Source organism: Sporosarcina highlanderae, assembly GCF_030433715.1.
Classification (GTDB): Bacteria; Bacillota; Bacilli; order Bacillales_A; family Planococcaceae; genus Sporosarcina; species Sporosarcina highlanderae.
Genome location: NZ_JAROCC010000007.1, coordinates 148108 through 162105 on the forward strand (window position 1 = coordinate 148108; position 13998 = coordinate 162105).

Genomic DNA, 13998 nt, shown 5'->3' on the forward strand with positions numbered 1-13998 from the left:
GAATAGTATTGAAAAGATATCGGATGAACATACAAGGAATGACTTGCACAGGTTGTGAGCATCATGTTTCAGCTGCCTTGGAAAATATAGGTGCAAGGTGTATTGAAGTTGATTTTCGCCGTGAGGAAGCTGTATTTGAGCTTCATAATGATGTAGAAGTTGCATTTGCAAAAAACGCGATTGCTGAAGCTGGCTACCAACCAATTGATGTCAAAGTTATTAAGTCACGTGTAAAAGAGGGCATAAATGATGGATATGACTATGACTACATAATTATTGGTTCTGGTGCAGCGGCCTTTTCATCTGCCATTGAAGCTGTGGGGTATGGCGCAAAAGTTGCGATGATAGAACGTGGGACAGTGGGGGGGACATGCGTTAATATCGGATGTGTTCCATCTAAAACCTTGCTACAGGCAGGTGAAATCAATCGTTTAGCAAAAAATAATCCATTTACAGGATTACAAACTACAGCAAAAAATATTGATTTCGCCTCATTAGTAAAACAAAAAGATGAATTAGTAAATACACTTCGCAATGAAAAATATACGAATTTAATTGACGATTACGGTTTTGAACTAATAAATGGTGAAGCGAAATTTATTAATGAGAATACAGTTGAAGTGCTTGGCAACCGAATAACTGCAAAGCGATTTTTAATAGCTACTGGGGCTTCTCCATCTGTGCCTATTATTCCCGGCCTAGGTGAAGTAGAGTATTTAACAAGCACTACGTTACTTGAATTAAAGAAAGTCCCAAAGCGGCTCACGGTGCTTGGTTCTGGATATATAGGATTGGAATTAGGACAGCTATTTCATAATCTAGGCGTAGAAGTAACTTTGATACAAAGAAGCGAGCGTCTTTTAAAAGAATACGATCCTGAAATTTCAGAAGCGATTGTTAAGGCGTTAACAAAACAGGGGATTAATTTAGTTACCGGGGCAACCTACGAACGCGTAGAACAAGTTGGCGACATTAAAAAAGTTTTTGTAGAAATAAATGGTGAAAAGCGAATCATTGAAGCGGAGCAATTGCTTGTAGCAACAGGAAGAAAACCAAATACAGAATCACTTAACTTAGATGCTGCAGGTGTTGACGTTGGAGCTCGCGGCGAAATCATTATTGATGAATATTCGAAAACGACTAATTCCAAAATTTACGCTGCTGGGGATGTAACGCATGGTCCTCAATTTGTTTATGTAGCTGCTTATCAAGGTGGACTTGCTGCACGTAATGCAATTGGGAGACTCAATGAAAGGGTGAATTTAGACGTTGTTCCAGCTGTCACATTTACTAATCCTTCGATTGCAACGGTTGGATTAACTGAACAGCAAGCAAAAGTGAAAGGACATGAGGTTAAAACGTCAGTCTTGCCATTAGATGCCGTACCTAGGGCCCTCGTTAATCGAGAAACAGCAGGTGTTATTAAATTAGTGGCAGATGCAAAAACATTACAGGTTTTAGGCGTTCATATCGTTTCGGAAAACGCTGGTGAAGTAATCTATGCGGCAACATTAGCGGTGAAATTCGGATTGACAGTAGAAAATCTACGAGAAACGCTTGCTCCTTATTTAACAATGGCAGAAGGATTGAAATTGGCTGCCCTTACGTTCGATAAAGATGTATCTAAATTATCATGTTGTGCTGGATAGCAATATGAATTTAATTTAAGCGGTTCCTTAGAAGAGAGCGGTTTTTTAATCCATCCAAACCAAAGACTTGTACATGTGACTCTAAACTGTAAAGATTTCAAATTAGTTGGAGGCGAATTGTAAAATGTAGCAAATAAATTGAAATGCATTGAAGTTGATAATAGGCATGATTAAAAATCATACATGCTTTTTGTAGCTTTTTTACAGCCTCATTAGTATTAGAAATTATAATAATGCTTTTTCAACGAATACTCTGTATTGTACAACAGCAATATAGTATTCTTGTCTTTAGGACAAACTAATTAAATCATGAATTCTATAATTATCGATGAAAGAGAGGGTAAATTAATGGGAAGAACAAAATTTGAATTCGTAAAACCGAAAGCTGTGACGTCAATCGAAAAGGATCCAGAATCAATTTTTAGAGAGTTGCAAATCCCAAATGTAAAAGGACTGTGGTCACAACAGGCCGACATATTAAGGGAATATTACAATAATTTCAAAACTAAGCAAGACGTTGCCATTGAGCTTCCAACGGGAACGGGAAAAACACTAATTGGTTTACTGATTGCGGAATATAGAAGAAGGTGTAAACATGAGCGTGTTATTTATCTATGTCCAACTAGACAGTTAGCACGACAAGTCTATTCCAAGGGGATAGAATATGGTTTACCCGTAAGTTTGCTAATCGGGCCCCAGAATTCATATCCGGAAGATGAGTACGGAAGTTATGTATCAAACAAAACTATTGCTATAACTACGTACAGTGCCATCTTTAATACAAATCCTAAATTAGATGATGCTGACACGATTATTTTTGATGATGCTCACTCAGCTGAGAACTACATTTCCTCGCTTTGGACTGTTGAAATAAAGCGAAGCGAAAATAATGAAGTCTTTGAGAGTATTATTCAATTATTCAGGGAAGACATATCTGATTATCATTACACTAGAATAATGAGCGGAGAAGCTGAATACTATAAGCAGATTTATGATCTCATCCCTTACCCTAAATATATTGAAAAGCTACCACAACTAGTGGAGATACTTGAGGCCAATATAACTAACTGTGGAAATGCAAAATACTCATGGTCTAGAATTAATGAAAATCTATCAGCATGTCAGATGTTTTTCTCTTTCGGCGAGATAAACATTCGACCTTTGGTGCCACCTACACAGACACACCCAGCCTTTAATGGGGCGAAGCAAAGGATCTATATGTCGGCGACTCTAGGAGAAGGCGGAGAGCTTGAGCGAATAACAGGCGTCAGGAAAATCAACAAAATACCAATCCCTAAGGGGTGGGAGAAATACAGCAACGGAAGAAGGCTAATATTGTTTCCAAACCGTGTTTTTAAACCGGAAGATTCGCTAAAAGTAGCGATGGGTGCAATTCGAAATCATGGTAGAGCATTGGTTCTTTGTCCGGACAATCGTTCTGCCCAATACTTTATTTCCGAAATGGAAAATAAACTACCGTTTTATCCAATACTACAATCGTCAGATATAGAAGATAGTTTGGAACCATTTATAAATAAAAAAGAAGCAGTGCTTGTTTTGACAAACAGATATGATGGGATAGATTTATCTGGGGATATTTGTCGATTGCAAATAGTATTTGGTATGCCGGAAGCCACCAATTTACAAGAAGGTTTCCTGTGGAATAGATTGAATGCTAATATTGTATTAAGTGAATTGGTGAAAACAAGGATAACTCAAGCCTTGGGGCGATGCACACGGTCTAGTGATGATTTTGCCAATGTGCTTATGTTAGATCCGAGTTTATTAAAGTTTTGCTCACGCCGCGAAAACCTGATTGGATTTCATCCGGAAATTCAAGCTGAAATTGAATTTGGCTTGAGTAATTCAGAAAAAATTGAATCAGTTGAACAAATGGTTGATTTTATGAGTGACTTTGTAAGCGATAAGGAATATTATACCGCGATTAATGAAGCTATAACAGAAATTCGAGAAGAGTATGAAAAAAAGCCTAAGTTAGAAGTTCAAAAGCTTACGGTCAGTGTCGCAAATGAAATTGATTTCGTATATGCGCTATGGAAAACGGAACTTGACAGAGCTCTGGAAAAGGTAAAGTCAATTTTAGAGGATTTAAGTGGAGGCAAAGAACTCAATGGTTATCGTGCATGGTGGTTTTACATTGCGGGTAATACTGCTTACCTGGCAAAAAGTATGATTCCCGTTGACCCTAATCTTGATAAGAATTATTACTCATCTGCACTGCGGATTACGAGTGGGATTTCATGGTTGTCTGACTTAATTCACAATGTTCCCGTTGAGATGAGTGTCCCAAGAATTGATCCTTATCTTGCAACTCAAACTGATAATGTTGATGCGGTATTAAATGATTTAGGGATTGTTGGAACCATGTTTGAGAAGAAAATGCAACATTTATTGGAATCAATTAATGAAAACGAGTATTCAAAATTTGAAAATGGTTTAAAGGAATTAGGGGCAATATTGGGATATGATGCTTCGAGACCGGAAGGTAGTACAACTCCGGACGGTGTATGGGTTCTTAGAGACAGATTTATTGGTTATGAAGCTAAGACTGAGGAAAACGCGCAGGATCCGGTATACAGTGAGGCGTGTAGACAAACTGATGGCCATAAGAAATGGATTCGTGAAAAAACCTCATATTCAGAAGACGCATTAGTAGATGCCGTACTAATAAGTCATAAAAGTACAATTCGAAAAGATGCGCTTCCACAATCAAGAGGGTTATTCCATGTTAATGTAAATGATATCAGAGTATTGGCGCGAAAAGCTTCAGGTGTATTAAGGGGAATAAGGTCAGTCATTGTGAAGGAGCAAGGGCAGAATATGTTTTCCAAAGAACTAATTTACGAAACTCTGACAACTGAGAAGCTAACATACCAGGATATAGAAGTGTTATTAAAAAGTAAATCACTGGATGAATTGGAACAATATGATTAAACCTTGTCAGTTTAGGTGGTAATCGCAGCATAATTAAAAAAGAGCTAAAACCTTTATGGTTTTAGCTCTTTTTGAACTTCTCTATGGCAAAAGAAATACAAAAGAGCTCTGCAGAGGGCGAAGGAAAAAGGTCAGGGATATTTTACCCCTGACCGTGTTCGGAAATTGAATACTGCACATTTATATATTTGCTTCTAATTGATTCAAAGTAACACATTGGTAAGCTGTATGCCCTAATAGGGCACGTACGGTTTGATAAGGGGGAAGCCTTGAGAGAGGTTACCCTACTCAAGGCTATACGGAACTTACTCTCGAAAGTGGGTAGAAGCTGAACGTCGCAAGGTATGCGGGGAAACCTTAATACCCATATCGTTAGAAAGTTTCTTAAACAGAAATTGCAACCAGGGCTGATCCAACTTGTTACCGCCATTCTTGCAAAAAAGAGATTCACTATCACACATTCGCTCATTTAGGTAGGTTTTTAGTAGCGTGAAACATACTTGCGAAAAATGGATATGTCGGATTTTAATCCCCCTAATACAAAATTGTCGATTTCCCAATTCACATCATCCAGCTTTAAATTCAGTAATTCACCAACTTGGATACCCGTTGAATAAAGGACTTCGATGAGTGCCGGGCTCTGGTATCTGTACTTGATACCTCCCGAAGCAGTTTGATTTCTTGTTGGTTGAGAAGTTTTGTTATATTCTTCGATTTCACGTATTTTGATAAAAAAACTTGGATCTTTATTCAATTTATTTTCTTTCACACATTATTGATAGAACGACTTGGCAGCAGACAGTTTGGTACGAACCACGTCCGGTTGTAATCCTTGTTCCTCTATAGAATGTAACCATGTTTGAATTTCAGATGCATCAATTTGATCAAACGGCTTTGCGCAAAAAGAAAAAAATGGTTTAATGCTTTTCGATATCTAAGTGAGGTTGCTGGACTAAATTGCGAATGGTTGTCGTAGAAATAAATTGCTTGAATCTCTTTTGTTCATGTTTTTATCACTCCATTTTTAATTTTGAGTCATCCGGTTCCACCGCGAGATGACCTGATTCGAGTATTGAGACTGATACATATAGTTGTCTACTTACTGTTATAGAACTTGATTTTCTAATTTGATTAACTGCCTAGAGAGGAATTTAGTGGCATTATATTGAATCCACTTTTCCATCTCTCTTTGAACAGCTCTATTTGAACAGCTCTATTTTGCCATTCAAACCAAATTCCTAGACATTCACCACAATGGCTTTCTACGCCAACGTTTTGATGTAAATCCCTATAGGTAAAAAAAGTGGCTTTACTGCAAATATAGCAAAAAATCTTTTTGTCTGCATAATAACTTGCCATGATCTCAACTCCTGGATTTTTAAGCTCATTATATCCAAGTTCAGGAAGTGTAATACGAAAAAATGACGGTTGACTCTGCTTGGTTTTCAGGCTTGAAACTGAGGAAGAAGTATCAAAAGAAGACATTCTCCTTGTTTCGCTATACTCAAATACAAAGCATTAATTCATAACCTCAAAATGAAGTTCCAGGATCTTACGACAATTAACCATGAAAAAACCTCCTGTATATAAGTGTCATGCGTGATTTCATGCAACTTAATTATACAAGAGGCTTTTTCTTATCCTATTTATCTGGCCCTTAAGCCCGCAGAAGGTGGCTCTACTTCACGCACTTACTGGCTCAAAACTCCGCATAAGTGGCTCTATTCATCCGCAATAATCACCACCGTACGATAATGAATGTACCAACGAATGCCAAGTAGTTTACCACTGCCTTTCCTTTCCAAATCTTTCGCGGCGAGTCAGATGCAGATAAACTGTAAGAATAGATATTATTCTGTTGATTTCATTTTTGGATGAAATCGACTTTTTCAAGTGATATTTTTTTCAATTTAGGTCATTCTTATGGTGTTCCCATTAGCTTTTTTGCAAATCTCTATTATGGCTTACCGGCCACGGAGAGTGAGGTTTAACAGAATTGGATTGATCAAAATGGCTGTATGTGCCGATTAAGGTATGGGGTACCAATCACGGCAGCTGAACTGGTGGATGAGCTCCTGATTGAAAATGGTGGGCTCTATTTTATTATAGCCAAGAATTTACGCTTTTATATAAATCTTTATTCTCTTTTATACTAATATTTTTATTTCTGGTATAGCTAGTATTAATGTATCCTTTGGTTGTATTCAAATCTTCGTGGCCAAGTAATTGTTGGATTTCCGTAATAGCAGCCCCTGAATCGAGCATGAAAGTTGCAAAAGAATTTCTCATTGAGTGCAGTGTTACTTTAGGGAGTTTGGCTAATTCTAAATACATTTTAAATAAATCACGCATCTCCGTAGATGTAAGTTCAAAGAGACTATCATTGCTTTCAAGCCTATATTTTAAACAGTAGCGTTTTAAGGCGGAGGTCATACCCTCCCTGAGAGGTATCACTTTACTTTTATTTCCTTTAGACCACGGTATAAACAGGACATGATCATCCCAAATTATATCTTTAATTTTGATTCTTGTAATTTCTGAAGATCTGCAACCTGTAGTAATAAATAAAATAAAGAGGAGAAGATCCCGTTCTGTATTATCACTATTGAATACAACTTTTTGGAAAAATTTCAGCAAATGATGTTTACTTAAAATATTCACCTTAATGTTTTTAGGTCTGTAGTCGTTTAAATTAAAATCTATTTTTTCCATTAAGTTAGGAAAGCTGTACACCCTATACAAATATAGAAAAAATGCTGCAATTGCATCTTTGTTATCTTTTAGAACGGAGAAGCTGCAAGGAATAAACGATTGGAAAAACTGATCGACTAAATACTTATCTAAAGGCCGGTGACAAATGAAGTTGTCATTCTTATCGTACACCTCATATAACTTATACAGATGAATTGCTTCTAAATCCGTGTTTGTCATTTCTTCCAATTTCCTTGCGAATCCTAAAAGCTTATTTTTGTATTTTTGTTTCGTGCTCTCGGCATAGTTTGATGAATTGAGGAAAAGGTTAATTTCAGTTAATAAGTTTTTCATTTGATAATCTCACCTAAGAAAGTATTTGCTGAATTAATTTTTCAAAAGGTATTGGAAACTTATCCTGAACCACGCTTTGCAAGTCTTTTGGGGATAATTGCGTGTAAACAGTAACGGAAGCAGGGTTTGTGTGACCAAGTACCTGCATTAAATAGCCTTCCTGCATCCCGGCTCTTAAACAGTTCACAGCAAAAGTATGTCTAAAAGAATGAACTGTAAGTCGACTATCAAAATTAAGTTTTTGGGCGATTTTTAAGTAATTATCTTGAATGCTTCTTATTGAAATCTTTTTTGAACGATTAGGTCCAACCTCTCTACTAAACAGGAAGCCTTTTTCGCTACGAGAATTTTTGATATTGACGGTTTTTAGATATAATAATAAAGCTCTTTCGACTTGAGGATAGAGCGTGATGTATCTTTCTTTGTTTCCTTTACCTATTGTGTGAATTAATTTTTCGTTGAAATCCACATCATGAACCTTTAGGTTCGATAATTCACTTATCCTTAATCCTGTACCTAGAAAGGTTATGAATATGGTTTTCCAAAGAATGGCATCTGGATGATGTTTTAATTCATCAAAAAAAAGGGTTAAATCTTGATAAGTGAAGTATCTTGGCAAAGTGTAAAGCTTAATCTTTTTAAATTTATAATTAAAGTTCTTACTGGCTAAATCCTTCTCGTATGCAAAGGTACAAATTTTTCGAACGATTGTTAGATAGGTATTTATGGAGCCAGGTTTTAAATTTTGTCCATTTATGGTGTTTGTCCATTCTACAAACTCGTGAAAGATAACCTCATTCAATTCGGCCATTTGTAATGATTCATGTTTCTCCATTATAAATTCCCTAAATCTTCTTAAAAAACTTGAATAGTAATTTGTAGTGTTTTTTGATTTGACGTTAATAAGGGTTTCTTGATCAATTGTTTTTGAAAATTCTTGAATAATGAATAACAATGGATAATTTTCAGATCTTGGCTCAACTAAATGATTTGAAGAATTGTTATTTAAGAAGGTTAGAAAGTCTGAGTAATTATGGCCGAGTTCCTGGAAAAGACTTTCAATGTCATAATTTACTTTTTGTTTTATTGCCATTTTTCTTCCTCCAGTAATTCCGTGAGAGGATTATGTTGTATTGTGTTTGATAACAATCTATCCTTGCTTTTGTGTAGATAATAAAGTGTTGATTCCCAATGTTTATGTCCCACTGATTTCGATATTTCGGAGAAATCATTGCGGTTGTCGATTGCATTTGTAATGTAGGTATGTCTAATCGCCCTAGCGTTTGCAACTGTACGGTTAAATACCTTTAAATTTAGTTGAGTAATTAGCGATGAAATTCCCCAGGACTTTAGGGTTTCACCATATTCATTTATAAAAAGTTGCTGACTATTTGTATGGATTCTCTTTTTTTCTTCTAAATAGCGTTTGATTGCTTTTACAACAACTTCGTTGATAATAAGTGTTCTTTGTCCAGACTTGATTGAAAACACGCTTATTTTTCTTTCCGAGTAGTTTATATCATTTAATCCTATTGAAGTTACCTCGATTGGACGACATCCTGTATCAATGATTAAGAGTAGGATTGACAATGTCAAAAATCTTGAAAAAGGTGATTCGATTAGTTTGGTACCATCCAATAATTCATTAAGAGTTTCGAATGGAACATAATCATTTAATCGATTAGTTTGTACGATAAAGTCTTTAGGGATTTCGTATTCGAAATTAATAATCCTATTGAAATGAAGGAACTGAATGAATAGTCGTATGGCTTTTAAGGTAGTGTAAACGGTTTCTTCATTAATTTCTTTTTTTGTCATACGCCGTGTTAGGTGCTCAACATACTTGTCAATGTGATGTGTCTTTAAAGATGAAAAATCTTCAGTAAGGGTAATTTCATTTTTAAAAGTCTTTTCAAGTGAATTACCAAGTGTTCTAATTTTATAGGTATGTGCATCGATGGTGGAAAGGGCATAAGTTTTAGTTTGTAAATAGTCCCTAAAATCCATAATATAAGGTGGAAAGGGCTTTGGCATTCGTATTGGCTTTGATATTTTTCTCTTTCCATCGTGATTTTCATTTTGTATAGTTTCAAGATTTTTTTGTGCGCTATACATTTTACACCTCGAAAATTTGTATTTACTCCCAGTGGAATATGTTGTATACTAATAATTAATTAATTTCTTTTTTTTAAATGCTACCCACTTGGGTCAGCGGGGATGACTACGGAAGGCCTTTGGGCTGATTTGTTTCACACTACAGGTGTGTATTAAATCAATCTAAAGGCCTTTTTTGTGTCTTTGTTGAGTATTAACAAAAATGACCCATTTTATTCCTTGTGTGCGTATTATTTGGGTAATACGCGCTTCTGGTTTAATTTGGGGAGAGTTTTCTTAACCAAATACAAACAACAAACTGCTCGTATTTCCGAAAGGGGGCTTCTTATATGGAGATTTTACTCAAATATTTTTTCTTCATAATTGAAATATCAAATATGTCGTGCCCTTTTGGGCACGTTAAAGAATTTGCCGCTTAACTTTAATAAGCTTTATCTGGTGATCAATAATGCCAGAAAATAATCACAATCTAATTCAAATAAGGCAAAAATATAATGCCGACCTAGCATTTGTTGAAGGTAAAATTAATTACAATGAATTCGAGAGCCGACATCAAGTGGGGGAAAAAAGTGAATGGTTTGAAATAAACTATGTAGCTTATCATTCTTTTTTCCTGCATTCATTATTACTTAATCTAAAAGTAGAAGATAGAATTAGGGCAGTGTTAAAACTTAATGGATTTTCTCGTCGCAGTGCGGAGAGTGCTGGGGGGTTCGGTGGTAGTACCATCTCCAACCTTTTGAATGAAGAGGATAGGGTTTTCACTGAGTCCAGAGCGAAAATAGCTCTATTCTTAGATATACCAATAATATATTTGTTAAAAGATAAGCCGACATATAATGAGACGATGCAATACGAATACTTAGAGTTTCAACAATATGGTAGAAAAATTTCATTTGATGAAATGAAAAGAACACTTACTCGTCCACAAAAACGAAGTATAATAGCTTATCATTTGGAATTAGTCGACAATGATGTTAACGAAGCCAATCAAATTCACGAATTATTACGGTTTTGTAGGGTGGACTTACAAAAAACATATTATTCGGTCGAGTTTTATTTTAATTCGTCTATGCATATAGATATTAGTTTTATTAACACGATCATCAAAATGTTTGATGACAGAGTTTATCGAGTAATTTTATCTAACCCGATTTTGAGAGATTCGTTTAAGTTGTCAATTATCGGAGTTTACATTGAAGAACAACATAAGGATGCTAAAAACTTTGCTGAAAAATTATTGAAGTATGATAACGGTGTACTACTTTTTCCATACAATTTTGATTTTAAAATTGATAATGTTGTGCCGAATTAGGCATATAGGTAAGTAGATTATAGTTTTGGAAAACCTCTTGGTATTACAATTCCAGGAGGTTTTTTGCGTTGAAAAGAAATATTCAAAATGGTGATGAACTCGAAAATATGGGAAGCGGTGAGAAGATTACACAAGAAAAGATTGACCTGGCCCTTGCGTTAATTGATCGCTGGATCCAAGAGTTGGAGGAGAAAAATGAGATTGAATGAGGCGGTGAGTTTGAAGGAGATTGAGTCCTACCCAATTATGTTAACAGCTAATGAAATTAGCGAGATTTTGCGTGTATCAAAACCAACTGCGTATTCATTAATGGATTTACAGGGCTTTCCATTAATTAGAATTGGTAGAACGAAAAGGGTGCTTAGAGACCATTTTATAGAATGGATAGTTAAAAATCCAATGTCAAATCAGTTCAGTGCAATGTCGACAGAAGATGGAAGCAATTCAACAAAAAAATGAAGTTGGATTGCGAAGAAGTGTGAAAATATTAAAAGAGTAAACTTATGGAAAGACTGAACAAAGACCACCTTTGTTTACTCTTTGTTTGTGTAAAAACAAGGAGGCTATTAATTTTGGCACACATAAGAAAAAGAGGTAAAACCTATTCCTATACGGTTGATATGGGAGTTGATCCTGTTACGGGAAAAAGAAGGCAACTACACAAGGGAGGATTTACAAGGAAAAAAGATGCTGAGGCTGCAGCTCGTAAGGTTGAACTGTCATTAGATGAAAATCGATTCATAGAACCAAGTAAAAAAAAGTTTTCGGATTTCATTGATGAGTGGTTTAACAATCATTATAAAAACCGAATTAGAAATACAACAGCGGTATCGAGAAGATATTTGATAGAAAAGCATATACTTCAAAATAATTCTTTATGCAACAAAGCGATATCAGAAATATCGACTGCGGATTTAGATGCCTATTACAACGAAAAGCTTGCATTGGGGTATAGTGGTAGTTATGTCCGGCAGATTCATCAAATTATCAATCGGGCCTTTGACCAAGCTGTTAGATGGAAAAAGTTATCAGAAAATCCTGCTGTGGATACGGATCCACCTTCTATTCGTAAAAAGGAATTGCCTATATGGTCCATTGCCCATATCCAGACATTTTTGGCGGCTTGTAGAAAGGAACCGCACTACGTGACATTTCTTCTTGCTATCTATACTGGAATGAGAAAGGGTGAGATATTGGGCTTGCGGTGGGACGATGTTGATATGAAGAATGGTAAAATCCAAGTGAATAAATCATTATCGTATATACCTGAAGAGGGTTATCAGTTGGGATCATTAAAAACACCAAAATCGAAACGATTAATTCCTATCCCTGAATTCGTGATAAATGAGCTTATTACACATAAGGGGAATCAAAATAATTGGAAACGTTTGGTGGGGGAGTCGTTTGTTGACCAGGATTTGGTAATATGTACTGCAGAAGGTTCCGCGGTAGATCCAAGGAATCTATCCAGGGTCATGAATCGGATTGTAAGAAGCGTGAATGTACCAAAAATTCGATTTCATGATCTACGGCATACCCATGCTTCGATTCTTGTTTCGAAAGGTGTAGATGTAGTGAGAATTTCGGCTCGAATGGGACATGCAAATCCGAAGATTACATTGGAATATTACGCGCATCTGCTACCTAACGAGAATGACGATGTGGCGGATATTTTTCATAATGCTATCCAAGATTCTTCAGACATTCGTGAAGATAAGGATGACAAGGAAATGTAGTCTGCGGACAAATTGCGGACATTGGGTAAAAAATCATAAAAAAACAGCCCCTAGGCATCCGGCCTAATAGGACTGTTTTGGAGAAGTATCGTTGTTCCGACAATACTTCCGAGGGTTTGGCACCCAATGATTCCGACTGGGCTCGAACCAGCGACCTCTACCCTGTCAAGGTAGCGCTCTCCCAGCTGAGCTACGGAATCGGGAGAAGTTGTACTTGCTTACTGCACATTTATTATTATAGCGACTTTGTAAAAGAAGTCAACACCTTTTCTAAAAGATTTTTCTTTCGAAGATAAAAAGGTAGAATGGAAAGAAAAGGGGATGGGCTGAAATGCAGATTTCTTTGCCGTTCAACTATGATTTTGGTCGAGCGCTCGAAAGGTTAGCGACAGATCCGGTTAATGCAGTGAATTTACAAAACCAAGAAGTGAAGATTCCGATGGAAGAGGGAAATACCATCACTCTTCGTAGTTTAGGCACCACAAATTCACCCATGTTCTTGTTGGAGAATGCAATAGACGATGGACAAATTGAGGAAGTAAAATCCATTTTTCATTTTGATCGGCGGTTGGATTCAATTGTTGACCATTTCCAAGATACCGACTTACAAAACCTTTTCATTGATCATGCTGGGACGCCACTTATTAAAAGTTTCTCACTCTACGGCACATTAATGAAGAATATCATTCATCAGCAACTTAATCTAACATTCTCACATATTTTAACAATGCGATTTGTCGAAAGCTATGGTGAGAATCGGGAAGGTGTATGGAGATATCCGTGTCCTGAGAAAATCGCCTCGCTTGAGGTGGAAGATTTACGGAAGCTTCAATTTAGTGGGAGAAAAGCAGAATATGTAATCGGTTTGTCGCGCGCTATTGTAGAAGAGAAGCTTGACCTAAATCGGTTTAGACAGATGGAGGATGAAGAAGTTATCCATGAAATGGTTTCCCATCGAGGAATCGGGCCGTGGACTGCCCAAAACTTTCTCATGTTCGGATTGGGACGCCCTAATTTATTCCCATTAGCGGATATAGGTCTACAAAATGCGTTAAAAAAATTATGGAATATGGACCGTAAGCCGACAAAAGAAGAAATGATGGAACATTTTCCAGTTTGGGAACCATACTTAAGCTATGCGGCTCTTTATTTATGGAGAAGTATTGAATGATAACCCCGAACC

14 protein-coding genes and 1 tRNA gene are annotated in these 13998 nt (G+C 36.4%); 7 read left to right on the top strand and 8 right to left on the bottom strand.

What is annotated here, in order from left to right:
* Nucleotides 1-8: 8 nt before the first annotated feature.
* Nucleotides 9-1649, top strand: coding sequence for a mercury(II) reductase (gene merA / locus P5G49_RS10790; RefSeq protein WP_301243711.1), 1641 nt, complete (start codon nt 9-11; stop codon nt 1647-1649).
* A gap of 348 nt (nt 1650-1997) precedes the next feature.
* Nucleotides 1998-4604 carry a DEAD/DEAH box helicase gene (locus P5G49_RS10795; RefSeq protein WP_301243712.1) on the top strand — a complete coding sequence of 869 codons (2607 nt, stop codon included), beginning with the start codon at nt 1998-2000 and terminating at the stop codon, nt 4602-4604.
* Between the two features lie 305 nt (nt 4605-4909).
* Here P5G49_RS10795 and P5G49_RS17500 read toward each other — a convergent pair whose 3' ends face one another.
* The 7 genes from P5G49_RS17500 to P5G49_RS10820 all read right to left on the bottom strand — a co-directional run bounded on the left by P5G49_RS17500 (nt 4910) and on the right by P5G49_RS10820 (nt 9764).
* On the bottom strand, nt 4910-5164 hold the full coding sequence (locus P5G49_RS17500; RefSeq protein ID WP_363322177.1) for a tyrosine-type recombinase/integrase: 255 nt from the start codon (nt 5162-5164) through the stop codon (nt 4910-4912).
* Nucleotides 5086-5358, bottom strand: a complete 273-nt coding sequence (locus tag P5G49_RS10800; RefSeq protein ID WP_301243713.1) for a hypothetical protein — start codon at nt 5356-5358, stop codon at nt 5086-5088. The genes P5G49_RS17500 and P5G49_RS10800 overlap by 79 nt, the downstream gene beginning before the upstream one ends.
* Nucleotides 5359-5376: 18 nt before the next feature.
* On the bottom strand, nt 5377-5538 hold the full coding sequence (locus P5G49_RS17505; RefSeq protein WP_363322178.1) for a site-specific integrase: 162 nt from the start codon (nt 5536-5538) through the stop codon (nt 5377-5379).
* A 197-nt stretch (nt 5539-5735) separates the two neighbouring features.
* Complete coding sequence (locus tag P5G49_RS10805; protein ID WP_301243714.1) at nt 5736-6089, bottom strand: hypothetical protein; 354 nt, start codon at nt 6087-6089, stop codon at nt 5736-5738.
* A gap of 618 nt (nt 6090-6707) precedes the next feature.
* Entirely contained in the window at nt 6708-7649 is a 942-nt protein-coding gene (locus P5G49_RS10810; protein WP_301243715.1) for a tyrosine-type recombinase/integrase, read from the bottom strand.
* Between the two features lie 13 nt (nt 7650-7662).
* Nucleotides 7663-8742 (bottom strand): tyrosine-type recombinase/integrase, encoded by a 1080-nt coding sequence (locus P5G49_RS10815; RefSeq protein WP_301243716.1) that lies wholly within the window; start codon nt 8740-8742, stop codon nt 7663-7665.
* Nucleotides 8733-9764 (bottom strand): tyrosine-type recombinase/integrase, encoded by a 1032-nt coding sequence (locus tag P5G49_RS10820; RefSeq protein WP_301243717.1) that lies wholly within the window; start codon nt 9762-9764, stop codon nt 8733-8735. The genes P5G49_RS10815 and P5G49_RS10820 overlap by 10 nt, the downstream gene beginning before the upstream one ends.
* Nucleotides 9765-10212: 448 nt before the next feature.
* On the opposite strand from P5G49_RS10820, the gene P5G49_RS10825 reads away from it, so the two are divergent.
* The 4 genes from P5G49_RS10825 to P5G49_RS10840 all read left to right on the top strand — a co-directional run bounded on the left by P5G49_RS10825 (nt 10213) and on the right by P5G49_RS10840 (nt 12815).
* A complete protein-coding gene (locus tag P5G49_RS10825) occupies nt 10213-11079 on the top strand; it encodes a helix-turn-helix domain-containing protein (RefSeq protein ID WP_301243718.1) in 867 nt (288 codons plus the stop codon).
* 68 nt (nt 11080-11147) lie between these two features.
* Nucleotides 11148-11288, top strand: coding sequence for a hypothetical protein (locus P5G49_RS10830; RefSeq protein WP_301243719.1), 141 nt, complete (start codon nt 11148-11150; stop codon nt 11286-11288).
* Entirely contained in the window at nt 11275-11538 is a 264-nt protein-coding gene (locus P5G49_RS10835; RefSeq protein WP_301243720.1) for a helix-turn-helix domain-containing protein, read from the top strand. Before P5G49_RS10830 ends, P5G49_RS10835 begins: the two co-directional genes overlap by 14 nt.
* 113 nt (nt 11539-11651) lie before the next feature.
* A complete protein-coding gene (locus P5G49_RS10840) occupies nt 11652-12815 on the top strand; it encodes a site-specific integrase (protein WP_301243721.1) in 1164 nt (387 codons plus the stop codon).
* 127 nt (nt 12816-12942) lie between these two features.
* Here the strand turns inward: P5G49_RS10840 and P5G49_RS10845 are convergent.
* Nucleotides 12943-13015 (bottom strand) — tRNA-Val (locus tag P5G49_RS10845).
* A gap of 131 nt (nt 13016-13146) precedes the next feature.
* Between P5G49_RS10845 and P5G49_RS10850 the strand changes: the two genes are divergently transcribed.
* Nucleotides 13147-13986 (top strand): DNA-3-methyladenine glycosylase family protein, encoded by an 840-nt coding sequence (locus tag P5G49_RS10850; protein WP_301243722.1) that lies wholly within the window; start codon nt 13147-13149, stop codon nt 13984-13986.
* Nucleotides 13987-13998 lie beyond the last annotated feature (12 nt).